Origin of the sequence: Corynebacterium halotolerans YIM 70093 = DSM 44683 (genome assembly GCF_000341345.1) — a bacterium.
Classification (GTDB): domain Bacteria; phylum Actinomycetota; class Actinomycetes; order Mycobacteriales; family Mycobacteriaceae; genus Corynebacterium; species Corynebacterium halotolerans.
In genome coordinates this window covers 1,708,319-1,724,212 of the sequence record NC_020302.1, presented here as the reverse complement: position 1 = coordinate 1,724,212, position 15,894 = coordinate 1,708,319, and the positions used below count along the sequence as shown (strand labels likewise).

The 15,894-nt window shown below is 70.0% G+C and carries 16 protein-coding genes; 13 read left to right on the top strand and 3 right to left on the bottom strand.

The annotated features are described in order from the left end of the window. The first annotated feature begins 9 nt into the window (after window positions 1-9). From alaS to A605_RS07965, 13 genes are all read left to right on the top strand, one after another. Entirely contained in the window at window positions 10-2,676 is a 2,667-nt protein-coding gene (gene alaS, locus A605_RS08025; RefSeq protein ID WP_015401005.1) for an alanine--tRNA ligase, read from the top strand. A 192-nt stretch (window positions 2,677-2,868) separates the two neighbouring features. Continuing rightward, the gene (ruvX, locus tag A605_RS08020; protein ID WP_015401004.1) at window positions 2,869-3,435 is read left to right on the top strand and encodes a Holliday junction resolvase RuvX; all 567 of its coding nucleotides are present in this window, start codon (window positions 2,869-2,871) and stop codon (window positions 3,433-3,435) included. Between the two features lie 80 nt (window positions 3,436-3,515). Next, complete coding sequence (gene mltG, locus A605_RS08015; protein ID WP_027004135.1) at window positions 3,516-4,673, top strand: endolytic transglycosylase MltG; 1,158 nt, start codon at window positions 3,516-3,518, stop codon at window positions 4,671-4,673. Next, complete coding sequence (locus tag A605_RS08010) at window positions 4,670-5,509, top strand: shikimate dehydrogenase (RefSeq protein ID WP_015401002.1); 840 nt, start codon at window positions 4,670-4,672, stop codon at window positions 5,507-5,509. Before mltG ends, A605_RS08010 begins: the two co-directional genes overlap by 4 nt. Before the next feature lie 249 nt (window positions 5,510-5,758). After that, window positions 5,759-6,223 carry a prepilin peptidase gene (locus A605_RS08005; protein ID WP_034990164.1) on the top strand — a complete coding sequence of 155 codons (465 nt, stop codon included), beginning with the start codon at window positions 5,759-5,761 and terminating at the stop codon, window positions 6,221-6,223. Between the two features lie 59 nt (window positions 6,224-6,282). Continuing rightward, the gene (gene aroC, locus A605_RS08000; RefSeq protein WP_027004137.1) at window positions 6,283-7,524 is read left to right on the top strand and encodes a chorismate synthase; all 1,242 of its coding nucleotides are present in this window, start codon (window positions 6,283-6,285) and stop codon (window positions 7,522-7,524) included. Continuing rightward, complete coding sequence (locus A605_RS07995; protein ID WP_015400999.1) at window positions 7,517-8,137, top strand: shikimate kinase; 621 nt, start codon at window positions 7,517-7,519, stop codon at window positions 8,135-8,137. Before aroC ends, A605_RS07995 begins: the two co-directional genes overlap by 8 nt. Window positions 8,138-8,184: 47 nt before the next feature. After that, window positions 8,185-9,261, top strand: coding sequence for a 3-dehydroquinate synthase (gene aroB, locus A605_RS07990; RefSeq protein ID WP_015400998.1), 1,077 nt, complete (start codon window positions 8,185-8,187; stop codon window positions 9,259-9,261). A 4-nt stretch (window positions 9,262-9,265) separates the two neighbouring features. Next, window positions 9,266-9,697 (top strand): type II 3-dehydroquinate dehydratase, encoded by a 432-nt coding sequence (gene aroQ, locus A605_RS07985; protein ID WP_015400997.1) that lies wholly within the window; start codon window positions 9,266-9,268, stop codon window positions 9,695-9,697. A gap of 189 nt (window positions 9,698-9,886) precedes the next feature. Next, window positions 9,887-10,978: an aminopeptidase P family protein gene (locus tag A605_RS07980; RefSeq protein WP_015400996.1), complete on the top strand. Its 1,092-nt coding sequence runs from the start codon at window positions 9,887-9,889 to the stop codon at window positions 10,976-10,978. A 48-nt stretch (window positions 10,979-11,026) separates the two neighbouring features. Next, window positions 11,027-11,590, top strand: coding sequence for an elongation factor P (gene efp / locus A605_RS07975; protein ID WP_015400995.1), 564 nt, complete (start codon window positions 11,027-11,029; stop codon window positions 11,588-11,590). Between the two features lie 117 nt (window positions 11,591-11,707). After that, window positions 11,708-12,283: a transcription antitermination factor NusB gene (nusB, locus tag A605_RS07970; RefSeq protein ID WP_425277967.1), complete on the top strand. Its 576-nt coding sequence runs from the start codon at window positions 11,708-11,710 to the stop codon at window positions 12,281-12,283. 93 nt (window positions 12,284-12,376) lie between these two features. Further along, a complete protein-coding gene (locus A605_RS07965; RefSeq protein ID WP_015400993.1) occupies window positions 12,377-13,225 on the top strand; it encodes a PPK2 family polyphosphate kinase in 849 nt (282 codons plus the stop codon). A gap of 18 nt (window positions 13,226-13,243) precedes the next feature. On the opposite strand, the gene A605_RS07960 is transcribed toward A605_RS07965, so the two are convergent. The 3 genes from A605_RS07960 to A605_RS07950 all read right to left on the bottom strand — a co-directional run bounded on the left by A605_RS07960 (window position 13,244) and on the right by A605_RS07950 (window position 15,856). Further along, window positions 13,244-13,726 (bottom strand): YbjN domain-containing protein, encoded by a 483-nt coding sequence (locus A605_RS07960; RefSeq protein ID WP_015400992.1) that lies wholly within the window; start codon window positions 13,724-13,726, stop codon window positions 13,244-13,246. Then, window positions 13,716-14,213: a YbjN domain-containing protein gene (locus A605_RS07955; protein WP_015400991.1), complete on the bottom strand. Its 498-nt coding sequence runs from the start codon at window positions 14,211-14,213 to the stop codon at window positions 13,716-13,718. Before A605_RS07955 ends, A605_RS07960 begins: the two co-directional genes overlap by 11 nt. A 263-nt stretch (window positions 14,214-14,476) precedes the next feature. Beyond that, complete coding sequence (locus A605_RS07950) at window positions 14,477-15,856, bottom strand: TIGR01777 family oxidoreductase (protein ID WP_034990166.1); 1,380 nt, start codon at window positions 15,854-15,856, stop codon at window positions 14,477-14,479. Window positions 15,857-15,894: the final 38 nt, after the last annotated feature.

The following is a 15,894-nucleotide window of genomic DNA, read 5'->3' as shown; positions in this document are numbered from 1 at the left end:
ACACCTGCCGTGCAGACCCATGAGATCCGCGAGCGATTCACCGAGCACTTCGTCAAGGCCGGTCACGCCGCCGTGCCCAGTGCATCGCTGATCCTCGACGATCCCACGCTCCTGTTCGTCAACGCCGGCATGGTGCCCTTCAAGCCGTATTTCCTGGGCCAGCAGAACCCTCCCTACGAGAACGGCACCGCCACCTCCATCCAGAAGTGCGTGCGCACCCTCGACATCGACGAGGTCGGCATCACCACCCGCCACAACACGTTCTTCCAGATGGCCGGCAACTTCTCCTTCGGCCAGTACTTCAAGGAAGGCGCGATCACCCACGCCTGGACCCTGCTGACCGACCCCGTGGCCGAGGGTGGTTTCGGGCTGGACCCGGAGCGTCTGTGGGTGACCGTCTACCTCGACGACGACGAGGCCGCCGAGATCTGGGAGAAGAAGATCGGCGTGCCCGCCGCGCGCATCCAGCGCCTGGGCATGGAGGACAACTACTGGTCCATGGGCGTGCCCGGCCCCTGCGGGCCCTGCTCCGAGATCTACTACGACCGCGGCCCCGCCTACGGCAATGAGGGTGGCCCGGCCGCCGACGACAACCGCTACATGGAGATCTGGAACCTGGTCTTCATGGAGTTCGAGCGCGGCGAGGGCGACGGCAAGGGCAATTTCCCCATCGTCGGCGAGCTGCCGAAGAAGAACATCGACACCGGCATGGGCGTCGAGCGCATCGCCTGCCTGCTGCAGGACGTGGACAACGTCTACGAGACCGACCTGCTGCGCCCGGTCATCGACGCCGCCGCGCAGCTGACCGGCGCCACCTACGGTGAGAAGCAGGAGGATGACGTCCGCTTCCGTGTCATCGCAGACCACTCGCGCACCGGCATGATGCTCATCCTCGACGGCGTGACCCCCGCCAACGAGGGCCGCGGCTACATCCTGCGCCGCCTGCTGCGACGCATCATCCGCTCCGCCCGCCTGCTCGGCGCGAGGGGGGAGACCCTCGAGACGTTCATGACCACCATCATGGACACGATGACCCCGTCCTACCCGGAGATCCTCGACAACCGCGAGCGCATTACCCGCGTCGCGGTGGCCGAGGAGCGCGCCTTCCTCAAGACCCTGGAGTCCGGCACCCACCTGTTCGAGGAGGCCGCGGCCCAGGTCAAGTCCACCGGCCGCGACACCCTCGCCGGTCAGCAGGCCTTCACCCTCCACGACACCTACGGCTTCCCGATCGACCTGACCCTGGAGATGGCCGCCGAGGCCGGCCTCGAGGTCGACATGACCGGCTTCGAGACCGCCATGGCCGAGCAGAAGGCCCGCGCCAAGGCCGACAACAAGGCCAAGAAGCACGCGCACGCCGACGAGTCGCTCTACCGCGAGTGGGTGGACAACCACCCGACCGAGTTCACCGGTTTCTCCGAGCTGACCGGAGACGCCACCGTGCTCGGCCTGGTCGCCGGCGGCCAGGCCGTCACCCAGGCCACCGAGGGCCAGGACGTCGAGGTCATCCTCGACACCACCCCGATGTACGCGGAGTCCGGCGGCCAGCTCGGCGACCGTGGCCGCATCCTCACCGGCGACGCCGTCCTCGACGTCAACGACGTGCAGAAGATCGGCAAGAAGCTGTGGATCCACAAGGCCACCGTCCGCTCCGGCGGCATCGACCTGGGCTCCAAGGTCCGCGTCGAGGTCGACGGCGACTGGCGGCACGGGGCACGGCAGGCGCACACCGCCACCCACCTCATCCACGCCGCGCTGCGCCAGGTGCTCGGCCCCACCGCCGTCCAGGCCGGTTCCCTCAACCGCCCCGGCTACCTGCGCTTCGACTTCAACTACACCGACTCCCTGTCGCCCGGGCAGCTGGATGAGATCGGCCTGATCACCAACCAGGCCGTCGATGCCGACTGGCAGGTCAACACCGTCGAGACCAGCCTGGACGAGGCGAAGAAGATGGGGGCGATGGCGCTGTTCGGGGAGAACTACGGCGAGAACGTCCGCGTCGTCGAGATCGGCGGTCCGTTCTCCCTGGAGCTGTGCGGTGGCACCCACGTCGAGCACTCCTCCCAGATCGGCCCCGTCGCCCTCCTGGGCGAGTCCTCCGTCGGCTCCGGCGCCCGCCGCATCGAGGCCTACTCCGGCATGGACTCCTTCCGCTACCTGTCCAAGGAGGCCGCGCTGGCCGGTGGCCTGGCCACCGCCCTGAAGGCCCCGACCGACGAGCTGCCGGAGCGTATCAGCCAGCTGACCGAGAAACTGAAGGCCGCGGAGAAGGAGATCGAGAACCTCCACCGCCAGCAGTTGGCCGCCCGTACCGGCGAACTGCTCGAGCGGGCCACCCGCATCGGCGACATCACCGTGCTGGCCACCCGCCTGTCCGACGGTGTGTCCGCCGGCGACCTGCGCACTGTCGCCACCGACCTGCGCGGGCGCCTGGCCGGCACCCCGGCCGTGGTGGCGCTGGCCGCCGCCGACGGCACCAAGGTCCCCTTCATCGTCGGCGCCACGAAGGAGGCCGTGGAGAAGGGCGTCAGGTCCGGCGACCTGGTCAAACTGCTGGCCGGCTACATCGACGGCCGTGGCGGCGGCAAGCCCGACATGGCGCAGGGCTCGGGTGCGGACGTCGACGGCCTGGAGGCCGGATTCGCCGCGCTGCGCGACGAGATCGGGAAGTTCTAATTCGGCGTACCCCGTGCCGGGGGAACCTGGCCGGGGTAAACTGCTGCAACGGTGCCGGAACGCTCCGGCTCACCTTCCCCCTCGGCCGCCCGAGTTCCGCTACGTTGTAGTGGGCGAGGTCATAGGCGTTTCTCAGGAAGTTCCGGGCCGGCGCCGAGAACACCATCAGCGAAGGAAAGGGTCACGACACCGATGAAGGTCACCCCCGACACTCCCGGCGTCGACGATCCCGGGCCCGGGCGACGCATCGGCATCGATGTCGGCACCGTCCGGATCGGGGTCGCCTCCTCCGACCGGGACGCGGTGCTCGCCACCCCCGTGGAGACCGTCCCCCGGGAGACCGGATTCAAGGACCGGGACAAGGCCGACATCGACCGGCTGCTCACGCTCGTCGACGAGTACGACGCCGTCGAGGTCGTGATCGGTCTGCCCCGTGACCTCAAGGGGCACGGCTCCCGCAGCGTCAAGCACGCGAAGGAGATCGCCTTCCGCCTGCGCCGCCGCCTGCAGGCCGCGGACCGCGACGTTCCGGTCCGCATGGCCGACGAGCGCCTGACGACGGTCGCGGCGACCACCGCGCTACGGGCCGCCGGCGTTTCCGAGAAGGCCGGGCGGCGGGTCATCGACCAGGCCGCCGCCGTGGAGATCCTCCAGTCCTGGCTCGACGCCCGGACCGCGGCCCTCAGCCGCCAGGCCCAGCCCGGGGCGGCCCCCGGCACCGACGATTCCGACTCCGACGCACAGGAGCAGCACGTATGAGTACCACGAACCCGATGACCCAGTCCCGGGACCGCGGCCGGTCCACCGCCCTCCCGCCCCGGGGGCAGGGGGGCCGCCGCATGGAGCCGAAGTACATCAAACGGCGGCAGCGCGGCATGGCCCTGTTCATCGCGGCCGTCGTGCTGATCATCGGCGCGGTCATCTACATCGGCGTGCAGGTCTCCGGCGATGAGTCGCAGACCACCGCCACCGACTACGAGGGCACCGGAAACGGCGTGACCCAGCTCGTCGAGATCCCCGAGGGCTCGTCGATCTCCCAGCTCGGCCCCGAGCTGGAGGAGCGCGGCATCGTCGCCACCGACTCGGCGTTCCAGACCGCCGCGGCCGCGAACCCCGACGCCTCCTCCGTCCAGCCCGGTTTCTACCGGCTGCAGGAGGAGATGAGCGCGGAGTCGGCCGTCGCCGCGCTGCTGGATCCCGCTAACCGGGTGGAGCTGCTCGACATCCACGGCGGCGCCACCTTGATGGACGTCTCCGTCATCGGCGGCGACGTGCGCCCCGGCATCTACTCGCAGATCTCCGCGGTGACCTGCGCTGAGGGATCCCCCAACTGCATTCCCGCTGAGGAACTGCAGAACGTCGCGGCCACCGCCGACCTCGCCGAGCTGGGTGTGCCGGAGTGGGCCCGTGAGCCGGTGGCCGCCCGCGAGGGAGACCCGAAGCGGCTGGAGGGGCTGATCGTGCCCGGCCAGTACGTGGTCAACCCGACCCTGGACGCCCAGGGCATCCTCTCCGACCTGCTCACCCGCTCCGCCACCACCTACAACGACACGGGCATCGTCGAGCGCGCCCAGGCGATCGGCCTCACCCCGTATGAGCTGCTCACCGCCGCCTCCCTGGTGGAGCGCGAGGCGCCGGCGGGCGAGTTCGACAAGGTCGCCCGTGTGATCCTCAACCGCCTCGAGGAGCCGATGCGCCTCGAGTTCGACTCCACGGTCAACTACGGCCTGTCCGAGGTCGAGGTCGCCACGACCGACGAGGACCGTGCCCGGGAGACCCCCTGGAACACCTACGCCAAGGATGGGCTGCCGGAGACCCCGATCGCCGCGGCCTCCATCCAGGCGATCGAGGCGATGGAGAACCCCGCCGAGGGTGACTGGCTCTTCTTCGTCACCATCGACCAGGACGGCACCACCGTGTTCAACAACACCTTCGACGAGCACCTCGAGGACGTGCAGACCGCCCTCGAGTCCGGCGTCCTGGACCAGAGCCGATGACCGGGCCGCAGAACCCGGGCATCGCCCACCGCACGGCTGTCCTCGGTTCGCCGATCGAGCACTCCCGCTCGCCGATCCTGCACTCCGCCGGTTACCGCGCACTCGGCATGGACGACTGGGAGTACACCCGCATCGAGTGCGGGGCGGAGGAGCTGCCGCACATCGTCGGTGCTGCCGACGAATCCTTCGTCGGGTTCTCCGTGACCATGCCCGGCAAATTCGCCGCCCTCAAGTTCGCCGACGAGGTCACGGACCGTGCCCGCGAGATCGGCTCAGCCAACACACTCGTGCGCACCGACGGCGGGTGGCGGGCCGACAACACCGACTGCGACGGCATCACCGGCGCACTCAATGAACTCTTCGACGGGGAACTCGGACAGATCCGCCGCGCCCTGGTCATCGGCGGGGGAGGCACCGCCCGTCCGGCCCTGTGGTCACTGGCCCAGGCCGGGGTCGGGGAGATCACCGTGGTCAACCGCAGCGACCGCAGCGCCGAACTCGCTCCGCTGGTCAAGCCCCGGGGCGCGGATTTCCGGATGGTCGGTTACGACGCCGACCTGGAGACACTCGCCGTGGCCGCGGACGTCATCGTCTCGACGGTGCCCTCGGCGGCCATCGAGGGCCGGGAGACAGAGCTCGGCCACGCCCCGGTACTGGACGTCATCTACGACCCGTGGCCGACGCCGCTGATCGTGAGTGCCGCCGCCAACGGCTATCCCAGTGTCGGCGGACACATCATGCTGGCCAACCAGGCCTTCAGACAGTTCGAGCAGTTCACCGGCCGTCAGGCGCCGCGGGCGGCCATGCGCCGCGCGTTGGAGGAGTCGCTGCGGTAGAGGGGGTGCGCAGCTGCGCACCGATGGCCTTCACCCGGAAGGCGCACCGCCCGGTGGGTGACGGCCATCCCGCTGGGTCGATCCTGTTCGGTCGATCCCGCACCCCCGCTCGACCCAGCGACAATCCCGCGTTCTCTGGGAGCGGGAGCCCGCAGCCGGCACAATCGCTGCCCGCGGCACACTCCGGCCCCGTCGGCCCCGTCAATGCACAGCGCGCGAAAACAGCCGCTCTGGGTTAACCTGCCGGGTGTGTGGGGGAGTGTCCTGCTCGGGGGAGCAGCTGTTGTGGTCGTCGTCGCGTGGGCCGTGGCGCTGTGTCTGCACGACCTGCATCACCGCCGCCTGCCCGACGCCCTGACCCTGCCGGCCGCCCTCGGTGCGGGTCTCGGTGCGCTGTTGACCGCCCCGCCGGTCCTGCTCGGTGGCCTGGCCTGGGCGGGGCTCTACGTGCTTGTCGGGCTGCGGGGGACCGGCCGGACAGGCGGCCGAGCATCCCGCCGGGGCATCGGGGGAGGGGACGTGAAGCTGGCGCTGAGCCTGGGTACCCTCGCCGCGGCGGCGGGGGTCACGGCCTGGTTCGCGGCGGTGCTCGGGGCGTCGCTGATCACGCTGTCCGCGGCCGTCGGCACCCGCTCGAAGGCCCTGCCGCACGGGCCGTCGATGGTTGCGGCAACGGCGCTCGCGGTGGCCTTCGGGGCCGACGTGGTGACGTGAACCGCAATTAACGGAGCCTTCATCCCCACCCCCGCACGCTGTCATGAGACAATGACCGCATGCTTCGTTGGACTACTGCAGGGGAATCCCACGGTCAGGCCCTGATCGCCCTCCTTGAACACATGCCCGCCGGCGTCCCGGTCACCCGCGAGGAGATCTCGGACCAGCTCGCCCGCCGCCGGCTCGGCTACGGCCGCGGCGCCCGCATGAAGTTCGAGGCCGACGAACTGACCCTCCTGACCGGCATCCGCCACGGGCTGACCCTGGGCAGCCCCATCTCGATCATGATCGGCAACACCGAGTGGCCGAAGTGGACCACCATCATGTCCGCCGAGCCGGTCGACCTCAATGACGAGGAGATAGCCGCCGCCATGTCCTCCGGTCGCGGCGCCAAGCTCACCCGTCCGCGCCCGGGCCACGCGGACTTCGCCGGCATGATCAAGTACGACGTCGATGAGGCCCGCCCGATCCTGGAGCGTTCCTCCGCCCGCGAGACCGCCGCGCGGGTGGCCGCCGCGACCGTCGCCCGCAGCTTCCTGCGTGAGGCCCTCGGCGTCGAGGTGCTCTCCCACGTCATCTCCATCGGCCCGTCCGCGCCCTACGAGGGGCCCGCCCCCACCTTCGCCGACCTCGGCGACATCGACGCCTCCCCGGTCCGCGCCTTCGGCAAGGCGGCGGAGGAGTCCATGATCGGCGAGATCGAGGCCGCCAAGAAGGCCGGCGACACCCTCGGCGGCATCGTGGAGGTCATCGTCCACGGACTGCCCATCGGACTGGGCTCCCACATTTCCGGCGACGACCGTCTCGACGCCCAGCTGGCCGCCGCCCTGATGGGCATCCAGGCCATCAAGGGCGTCGAGGTGGGTGACGGATTCGAGGAGGCCCGCCGCCGGGGCAGCGAGGCCCACGATGAGATGGTTCGCGGCGACGACGGCCTGGAGCGGCTGTCCAACCGCGCCGGCGGCCTCGAGGGCGGCATGACCAACGGTCAGCCCCTGCGGGTGCGCGCGGCCATGAAACCGATCTCCACGGTGCCGCGGGCACTGAAGACCGTCGACATGGCCGACGGCTCCGCCGCCACCGGCATCCACCAGCGCTCCGACGTCTGCGCGGTGCCCGCCGCGGGCGTCGTCGCTGAGGCGATGGTCGCGCTGGTCCTGGCGCGCGCCGTGCTCACCAAGTTCGGCGGTGACTCGCTGGCCGAGACGAAGCGCAACATCGCCGCCTATCAGGAACGCGTCGCAGAACGCCTCAGGTTCGGGGGAAGCGACGGGGGAGACTCCGAGGAGAACGATGAGTAACGAGCAGGACACCACCGTGAACGCCGGGCTCGAGCAGGCCATCCAGGACGCCCGCGAGGAGCTGGCGCACCCGGAGGACCTGGACCTCAGCCACGCCGTGTGCCACACCCGCCCGAAAGTGGTGCTCGTCGGCCCACCCGGCGCCGGCAAGTCGACGATCGCCCGCCGGCTGGCCCGGGCCCTGAGCCTGCCGCTGGTGGACTCCGACAGGCTCATTGAGGAGGAGGCCGGGAAATCCTGCGGCGAGGTCTTCACCGAACTCGGTGAACCCGCCTTCCGGGAGCTGGAGGCCCGCCACGTCGCCACGGCCCTGGCCACCGGCGGCATCGTCAGCCTGGGCGGGGGAGCGGTGCTCACCGAGTCCACCCGTCAGCTGCTCACGCAGCATGACGTCGTGTGGATCGACGTCTCCGTGGAGGAGGGGGTGCGCCGCACCTCCGGCGAGTCATCGCGTCCCGTGCTCGCCGCCGAGGACCCCGCCGCCCACTACCGCACGCTCCTCGAGACCCGTGCCCCGCTCTACCGCGCGGTCGCCGGCTACCGGGTGCGCACCGACGGACGGACCCCGCAGCAGGTCGTCGCCGACGTCCTGGGCTACCTCGACACCCTGTAGAACGAGCCCGGCGGGAGCCCGCCGCCAGTGAAAGGAAAGCAGCCCACGTGACCACGATCCGGGTGAACGGACCCAGCCCCTACGACGTGACCATCGACCACGGTCTCAACGACGCCGTCGCCGACCGTGCCGCGGACACCGGAGCGGCCCAGGTCGCCCTCATCCACCAGCCCACGCTGGTCCAGCCCGCCCGCGAGCTGGCCGAGGCGCTCGAGGCCCGGGGCCTGACCGTGCACCTGCTCGACGTCCCCGACGCCGAGGCCGGCAAGACCCTCGAGGTCGCAGGCAAACTGTGGGACACCCTCGGCCTGGCCACCTTCGGCCGCCGTGACATCGTCGTCGGTCTCGGCGGCGGCGCCGTCACCGACCTGGCCGGTTTCGTCGCCGCCGCGTGGATGCGCGGGGTGAAGGTCATCCAGGTACCCACCACGCTGCTGGCCATGGTCGACGCCGCCGTGGGCGGCAAGACCGGCATCAACACCGCTGCGGGCAAGAACCTCGTCGGTGCGTTCCACGAACCCGACTCGGTGTTCATCGACCTCGACCGGCTGCCCACTCTGCCCACCGAGGAACTGGTCGCCGGATCCGCCGAGATCATCAAGACCGGGTTCATCTCCGACACGGTCATCCTGGACCGCTACGAGTCCGACCCGGCCGCCTGCCTGCGGGTCGACGGCCACCTGCCCGAGCTGATCGCGCGTTCCGTGACCGTAAAGGCGAACGTGGTCGGCCAGGACCTCAGGGAGTCCGGCCTGCGCGAGATCCTCAACTACGGCCACACCTTCGGCCACGCCGTCGAGTTGCGCGAGAACTTCCGCTGGCGTCACGGCAGTGCGGTGGCCGTCGGCATGATGTTCATCGCCCGTCTCGCGCAGGCGCGCGGCCTCATCGACGCGGATCTGGTCGAGCGCCACCGCCGCATCCTCGACGCCATCGGTCTGCCCACCAGCTACCCGGCCGGCCACTTCGACGAGCTCTACGCCGGTATGACCCGCGACAAGAAGAACCGCGACGGCCACATCCGTTTCGTCGCGCTGACCGGGGCGGGGGAGACCACCCGCCTGGAGGGCCCCTCCCGCGAGGAGCTGGCCGCCGCCTACGACGCCATCGCAGAAGGGAACTGACGCCATGAAGGTCCTCGTCATCAACGGGCCCAATCTCAACCGCCTGGGCAGGCGCCAGCCGGAGGTCTACGGCTCCACGACGCTCGCCGACGTCGAGGCGATGATCGCCGAACGTGCCTCCGGCCTGGGCGTCGACGTCGAGTGCCGCCAGTCCAACCATGAGGGTGATCTGCTCGACTGGGCGCACGAGGCCGCCGACCACGGCTGGGCCGTGATCATCAACCCCGGCGGTTTCACCCACACCTCCGTCGCCCTGCGCGACGCCCTGGCCGAGGTCGCCGACGGCCCCGGCTTCGTCGAGGTGCACATCTCGAACGTGCACGCCCGCGAGGCCTTCCGTGGCCACAGCTATCTCTCGCCGATCGCCCGCGGCGTCATCGCCGGCCTCGGGGTGCGCGGCTACCTGCTGGCGCTCGAGTATTTCGCCGAGCGGTAGGAGCCGGTAGGAGTCGGGAGCAGCGCCCCCGCTACCCCCGACACCACCTCCGTATCAGCGGGGTTCGGCCCATCCCCCGGTCCGGTTGAGGATAGGCTGGGCGCATTCAGGTCCCTCTCCCGAGGCGTCGCAGGCCGTCCATGGCAGACGCCGGGGACGGACGCCGTCACGACCAACCGGAGGTTTTCCATGGCTTATGCGGACACTCGTTTCCTGACGCGCCGGCGCGCCCTGTCGGCCCGTCTGGCCGGGCAGCGCATTGACGCGATGCTGGTCACGAACCTGATCCACGTCCGCTACCTGTCAGGGTTCTCCGGCTCCAACGCAGCGCTCGTCCTGGCCAAGGATCTCACCGCCGAGATCGCCACCGACGGCCGCTACCGCACGCAGATCGCCGAGGAGGTGCCGGACATCGAGGCCGTCATCGCCCGGCCCTGCGCGGAGGCGCTGCTCGGGCGCATCGAAGGTCCCCGCCGCATCGGCTTCGAGGCCGACTATGTCAGCGTCGCCCAGCTGGAGCAGCTGCGGGAGGCCTGCCGGGAGGACGTCACGCTGGTGCCGGTCACCGGTGTGATCGAGGACATCCGCCTGCGCAAGGATCCGGTCGAGCGTGAACGTCTGACCGAGGTGGCCGCGCTGGCCTGCCGCGCCTTCGAGGAGCTGCTCGACGCCGGTGAGCTGGCCGTCGGACGCACGGAGCGCGACGTCGCCGCCGACCTCGAGTACCGCATGCGTCTGCTCGGCGCGGAGCGGACCAGCTTCGACACGATCGTCGCCTCCGGCCCGAACTCCGCCAAGCCCCACCACTCGGCCGGTGACCGCGTCATCAAGGGCGGTGATCCCGTCACCATCGACTTCGGGGCGCATGCCCGTGGTTTCAACTCCGACATGACCCGCACGGTGGTCATGGGGGAGGCCGGCGACTTCGTGCGCGAGATCTACGACGTCGTGCTGCGCGCCCAGCTCGCGGGCATCGCGGCGGCCACCCCGGGTACCCCGCTCGTCGAGGTCGACCGCGCGGCCCGGGCGATCATCGAGGAGGCCGGCTACGGTGAGTACTTCGTGCACTCCACCGGCCACGGCATCGGTCTGGAGGTGCACGAGGGCCCGTCCGCGTCGCGCGTGGGCGCCGGCGATCTCGCCGAGGACATGACCCTGACCATTGAGCCCGGCATCTACATCCCGGAGCGTGGGGGCGTGCGCATCGAGGACACCCTGCTGATCACCGCGGGTGCGCCGCAGATCATCACCCCTGTCGGCAAGGAGCTACGGGTGGTGTAGTCTGGTGCAGTTGAAGACCCAGGTCCACTACCCCGAGGGAGTACTTTCGTGGCAACCACCGCCGATTTCAAGAACGGCCTTGTGCTCAAGGTCGACGGCAAGCTGCAGCAGATCGTCGAGTTCCAGCACGTGAAGCCGGGCAAGGGCCCCGCCTTCGTGCGCACCAAGCTCAAGGACGTCGTCTCCGGCAAGACCATCGACAAGACCTGGAACGCCGGCGTGAAGGTCGAGACCGCCACCGTCGACCGCCGTGACATGACCTACCTGTACAACGACGGCTCCGCCTACGTGGTCATGGACGACAAGAACTACGAGCAGGTCGAGCTCTCCCCGGAGAAGTTCGGCGACGCCGCCGCTTTCCTCCTGGAGAACATGCAGGTCCAGGTCTCCTTCCACGAGGGCGAGGCGCTCTTCGCCGAACTCCCGGTCTCCGTGGATCTGAAGATCGAGCACACCGATCCGGGCCTGCAGGGCGACCGCTCCACCGGCGGTTCCAAGCCCGCCACCCTCGAGACCGGCGCTGAGATCCAGGTCCCGCTGTTCATCGAGACCGGCAACGTCGTCAAGGTCGACACCCGTTCCGGCTCGTACCTCTCCCGAGTCTCCAACTAGCAGAATCGCACTGTGAGCCACACACCTGACACCCAGCACACCCCGGCCGGCCGGGACGCGAAGTCCCAGCGGGACTTCCGCCGCCACGGGGCCCGCTACCGCGCCCGCCGCCGCGCGGTGGACATCCTCTTCGAGGCCGAGGCCCGCGACGTCGACCCGGTTGCGATCGTCGAGGACCGCGTCGAGCTGGCCCGCCAGCCCGACGCCGCCGTCGCCCCCATCGCCGACTACACCCGGACGATCATCTCCGGGGCGGCCGAGGAACTCGACGGCATCGACGAGACCATCGAGCGCTACCTCTCCGTGGACTGGGAGCTGCACCGGCTGCCGGCCGTCGACCGCGCGATCCTGCGTGTCGCCGTGTGGGAACTGCTGCACAACCCGGACGTCCCGAAGGCGACCGCCGTCGTCGAGGGCGTTGAGCTGGCCAGCGAGTACTCCAACAACGTCGCGCCGCCCTACATCCACGCCGTGCTCGACGACGTCGCGCAGTCCTCCGCGGAGGGCAACCCGCTGCAGACGGCCACGCCGGAGACTGTCGCCGATTCGGAAGCGGAGCCCGCCGATGTCGCGGAGCTGCCGGAGGCCCCCCAGGCCCCCGAGACCCCGCAGACCGCCGACGCGTCGCCGGAGCCCACCGACGCGGATCCCGCGGATGTTCCGGAGCTGCCGGAAGGCGAGAACCGGGTCTAGCACCCCGGTGCCTCGACGCCCTCCCCACCTGTGACGGCGGGGAGGGCGTCGTCGTCCCTGCGGCCAGCCCGCGGATTTCCCTACCATCGGGGCATGAGCGATTTCACGGTCAAGGACGCACTCGCACTCAGGGTCGGGGAGGGTTTCCGCCTCCGCGACGTCGACCCGGCCTCGACCCCCGGATTCACGGGTGGGGAGAAGAAACTGGACAGGGCGTTCGACGGGCCCGACGACGAGCTCAAGGATCTGCAGAGAATGCTGCACGCCAACGCCCTGCGGGAGGACCACACCGGGGCGGTGCTGCTGATCCTGCAGGGGATGGACACCTCGGGCAAGGGCGGGGTCATCCGCAAGGTCTTCAAGGTGTTCAGCCCGCAGGGCGTCGACACCGTCGCCTTCGGCCGCCCCACCGAGCAGGAGCAGGCGCACGACTTCCTCTGGCGGATCCGCCAACACGAGCCGGAGCCGGGGCGCATCGTGGTCTTCGACCGTTCCCACTACGAGGACGTGCTCGTCCACCGCGTGCAGCAGCTCAGCCCCGCGGACGAGATCGAGCGTCGGTACGGCGCGATCGTCGACTTCGAGAACGGGCTGGCCGAACGCCACGTCCGCATCGTCAAGGTGATGCTGCACATCTCGAAGGAATTCCAGCGGGAGAACCTGGCGGAACGCCTCGAACGGCGCGACAAGCACTGGAAGTACGACCCCGACGACATCACCCAGCGCCTGCTGTGGGACGAGTACATGGAGGCCTTCGAGATCGCGATGACGCGCACCTCCACGGACGCCGCCCCCTGGTACTGCGTCCCCGGCGACAACAAGGACTACGCCCGCATGGTGGTCAAACACCTGCTGCTGGACGCACTGCGCAGCTTTGACATGGACTGGCCCGAGCCCCACTTCGATGTCGAGGAGGAGCGCCGGCGCCTCGCCGAGAGCTGACGCAGAGGCCGCGGGATGCTAGTTCTGGGCAGCCTCGTCCTCGTGGGCGGCGCGCACCGCCTGCAGCTTCTGGGCGGCGGCGAGCATGCCGTCCTGCGCAGCGAGCACCCCGTCCACGGCGGAACGCAGGGAGGCCGTCAGCTGCGGGTCGGTCATGCCCGCGGCGACCAGGACGTCGCGCTCGGTGCGGACGACGAGCTGCTCGGCCCGGTCCACCACGGCGGCGCGGGCGCCGAAGCTCACGCAGTTGACCTGATTGGCCGCCAGGTACAGCGTCGGATCCCCGTCGGAGAGCTTCTGATCGGTGACGGAGTCGGCGCGGACGATGAAGACGGAGCCGAGCAGCGCGAAGGTCACGGGGGTGCCGTTGAGGTTCGCGGTGGCCACGTCATGGTTCTCGTGGCGCGTCAGCTCGATGTCGAAACCGTCCATGACCGTGATGATCCGGTCGAGGGTGACCTCGGCGGGGACGTCGGCGGTGGTGTTCTGATCAGTGCTCATGGTTCTCCTCCCAGGTGACCAGCTCCGGGAGCTGGTTTTCCACCCACTGGAATGCGCCGACGATCGTGTCGAGGGTGGACATGACGAAGGCGCCGATCTGGTTGCGGCTCAGCCCCTCGGCGGTGTTGATCTGACGGTGGGCGCTCACGGCCAGCCCGCCGTCGGATGACTCGAAGAACCGCAGGGTGGGGGTGAACTGGGTCTGGTTCCACTCATTGGCGATGCCGAGCAGTCGGGGGGCGTCGGTGGTGGGCACCTGGCCGCGCCACAGGGAGTCGCAGACGAGGTGGTCACCGTCCACGCTGAAGGCGATGGCGGCGTTGCTGAAGCCGGTGCGCACGACGGTGGCGGGTTCCTCGGCGGAGGGCACGGGGGTGGATTCGAGCCGGTACTGCAGGCCCTCGGCCTCGAGGATGTCGGCGACCCGTTGCGGGGTCACCGGGGCGACCGGGGTGTCGGGTACGCGTTCTTGATCTGGCGTGGTCACGTCGGTTTGCTCTGTCCTTCTGGATGGAGAACATGTGGTCAGGTCCACCCTAGGGGCTGGATGTCCCCCCGCCCACCCGCGACACGGCCCGCAGATCCTGCGCCGGGGGAGCGGCGGGGTCCTGTCCCACCCGTCGGGCCCGTGGCGAATCCCGCGATCAGCACCACGCATGCACCCACCGGTTGCGGGATCCATGGCCGCCAGCGAACGCAGGCGAAAGAAGGAGTGCGCAGCTGCGCACGCCCGGAGCTCGGGGGCAGGTCTCAGTCGGTCAGCTCGCCGACCGGTTCGCCTTTGGGCTCCGCCCACAGCTCCTCGCCGCCGAGTTCATGGGCGAGCGCCGCACCGAGCGTCGGGTACCGGAACACGTGGCCCGCCGCTTCCATGGCAGCCGGGACGGCCCGCTGGTCGGCCAGCGCCAGCTGGTGGGCGCCCTCCCGGCCCAGCAGGAGCGTCGGGCCGAGCGTCGGGATCGGGATGACGGCCGGCCGGTGCAGCTGCCCGGCGAGCTCCGCCACCATGTCGCGGTTGAGCACCGGTTCGGGGGACACCCCGTTGATGGGGCCAACGATCGCCGGGTCGAGGGCGGAGCGGACGATGATGTCGGTGAGGTCGTCGAGGCCGATCCAGGAGAACCAGAAATTGCCGTCACCGAAGCTGCCGCCGAGCCCGGTGGAGAACAGTGCCTTGAGCACCGGCAGCATGCCGCCGCGGCCGGAGAGCACCACCCCGGTGCGGAGCGTGACGACCCGCTTGCCGGCCCCGGTGGCCGCGGCGGTGGCCGTCTCCCAGTCGCGCACGACTTCGGCCAGGAATCCCTCACCCGGCCCGGAGTCCTCGGTGAGGATGTCCTCCCCGGGTTCGGCGCCGTAGTAGCCGACCGCTGAGCCGGAGATCATCGTCGTCACGGAGGGTGATTCGGCCACCAGGCGGGCGAGCTGCGTGGTCGGTTCGACGCGGGAGTTGCGGATCGCCTGCTTGTGGGAGTCGTTGAAGCGGCCGAAGATGGGCTCGCCGGCCAGGTGGACGAGCACGTCGACGCCGTCGAGCAGGTCCGCGGCGGGGGAGGAGGGGTCCCACCGACGCTGCCCGGCCTTCGGTTCGTTGCGCACCAGCTGGATGACCTCGTGTCCGGCGGTGCGCAGCTGCGCGGTCAGCGCCCGGCCCACGAGTCCGCGGGAGCCGGTGACCGCGACGGTCAACGGGTGCTCGGGCTGCAGGTGGCTGATCCGGTCGAGGAAGCGGAAGTCGGCGATGAGCTGGTGCTGCCGGTAGGCGAACATCGGCTTGATCGTGGAGAACGGCAGGCGGGTGGACACCGTGTCGGTGATCAGGGTGCCGTCCGGATGGTCGACGAATTCGTGCTGGTGGCGCCAGTTCGCGAAGGCCTTGACCGGGGCGTTGACACACACGTCGGTGAAGCGGCGGCCGCGCAGGTAGTTGGACAGGTCGTGGCGGGCGACCCACTTCAATCCGGCGGGCAGCGCGAAGACCGTCGTGCCGTCGGAGAGCCGCTCGGCCTGCCGGATGGGGGTCATGGGCACGAAGGGGGGTGACAGGCGCGCTGCCGCCCCCGGACGGGTGTGCCACTCCCAGACCTGTTCGCGGGGTGCCGGGACAACGTGGCTGGCGGTAAGGCTCATGAGGGCTGCCTCTCACTTCCGGGGTTCCCACCGTGGGG

Coding starts and splice junctions, on each gene's coding strand:
- mltG (WP_027004135.1), top strand. CDS start 3,516: ATGGAGCCGAAGTACATCAAACGGCGGCAGCGCGGCATGGCCCTGTTC.
- A605_RS07965 (WP_015400993.1), top strand. CDS start 12,377: ATGAGCGATTTCACGGTCAAGGACGCACTCGCACTCAGGGTCGGGGAG.
- A605_RS07980 (WP_015400996.1), top strand. CDS start 9,887: ATGGCTTATGCGGACACTCGTTTCCTGACGCGCCGGCGCGCCCTGTCG.
- A605_RS08010 (WP_015401002.1), top strand. CDS start 4,670: ATGACCGGGCCGCAGAACCCGGGCATCGCCCACCGCACGGCTGTCCTC.
- aroC (WP_027004137.1), top strand. CDS start 6,283: ATGCTTCGTTGGACTACTGCAGGGGAATCCCACGGTCAGGCCCTGATC.
- A605_RS07950 (WP_034990166.1), bottom strand. CDS start 15,856: ATGAGCCTTACCGCCAGCCACGTTGTCCCGGCACCCCGCGAACAGGTC.
- ruvX (WP_015401004.1), top strand. CDS start 2,869: ATGAAGGTCACCCCCGACACTCCCGGCGTCGACGATCCCGGGCCCGGG.
- A605_RS07995 (WP_015400999.1), top strand. CDS start 7,517: ATGAGTAACGAGCAGGACACCACCGTGAACGCCGGGCTCGAGCAGGCC.
- aroQ (WP_015400997.1), top strand. CDS start 9,266: ATGAAGGTCCTCGTCATCAACGGGCCCAATCTCAACCGCCTGGGCAGG.
- A605_RS07960 (WP_015400992.1), bottom strand. CDS start 13,726: ATGAGCACTGATCAGAACACCACCGCCGACGTCCCCGCCGAGGTCACC.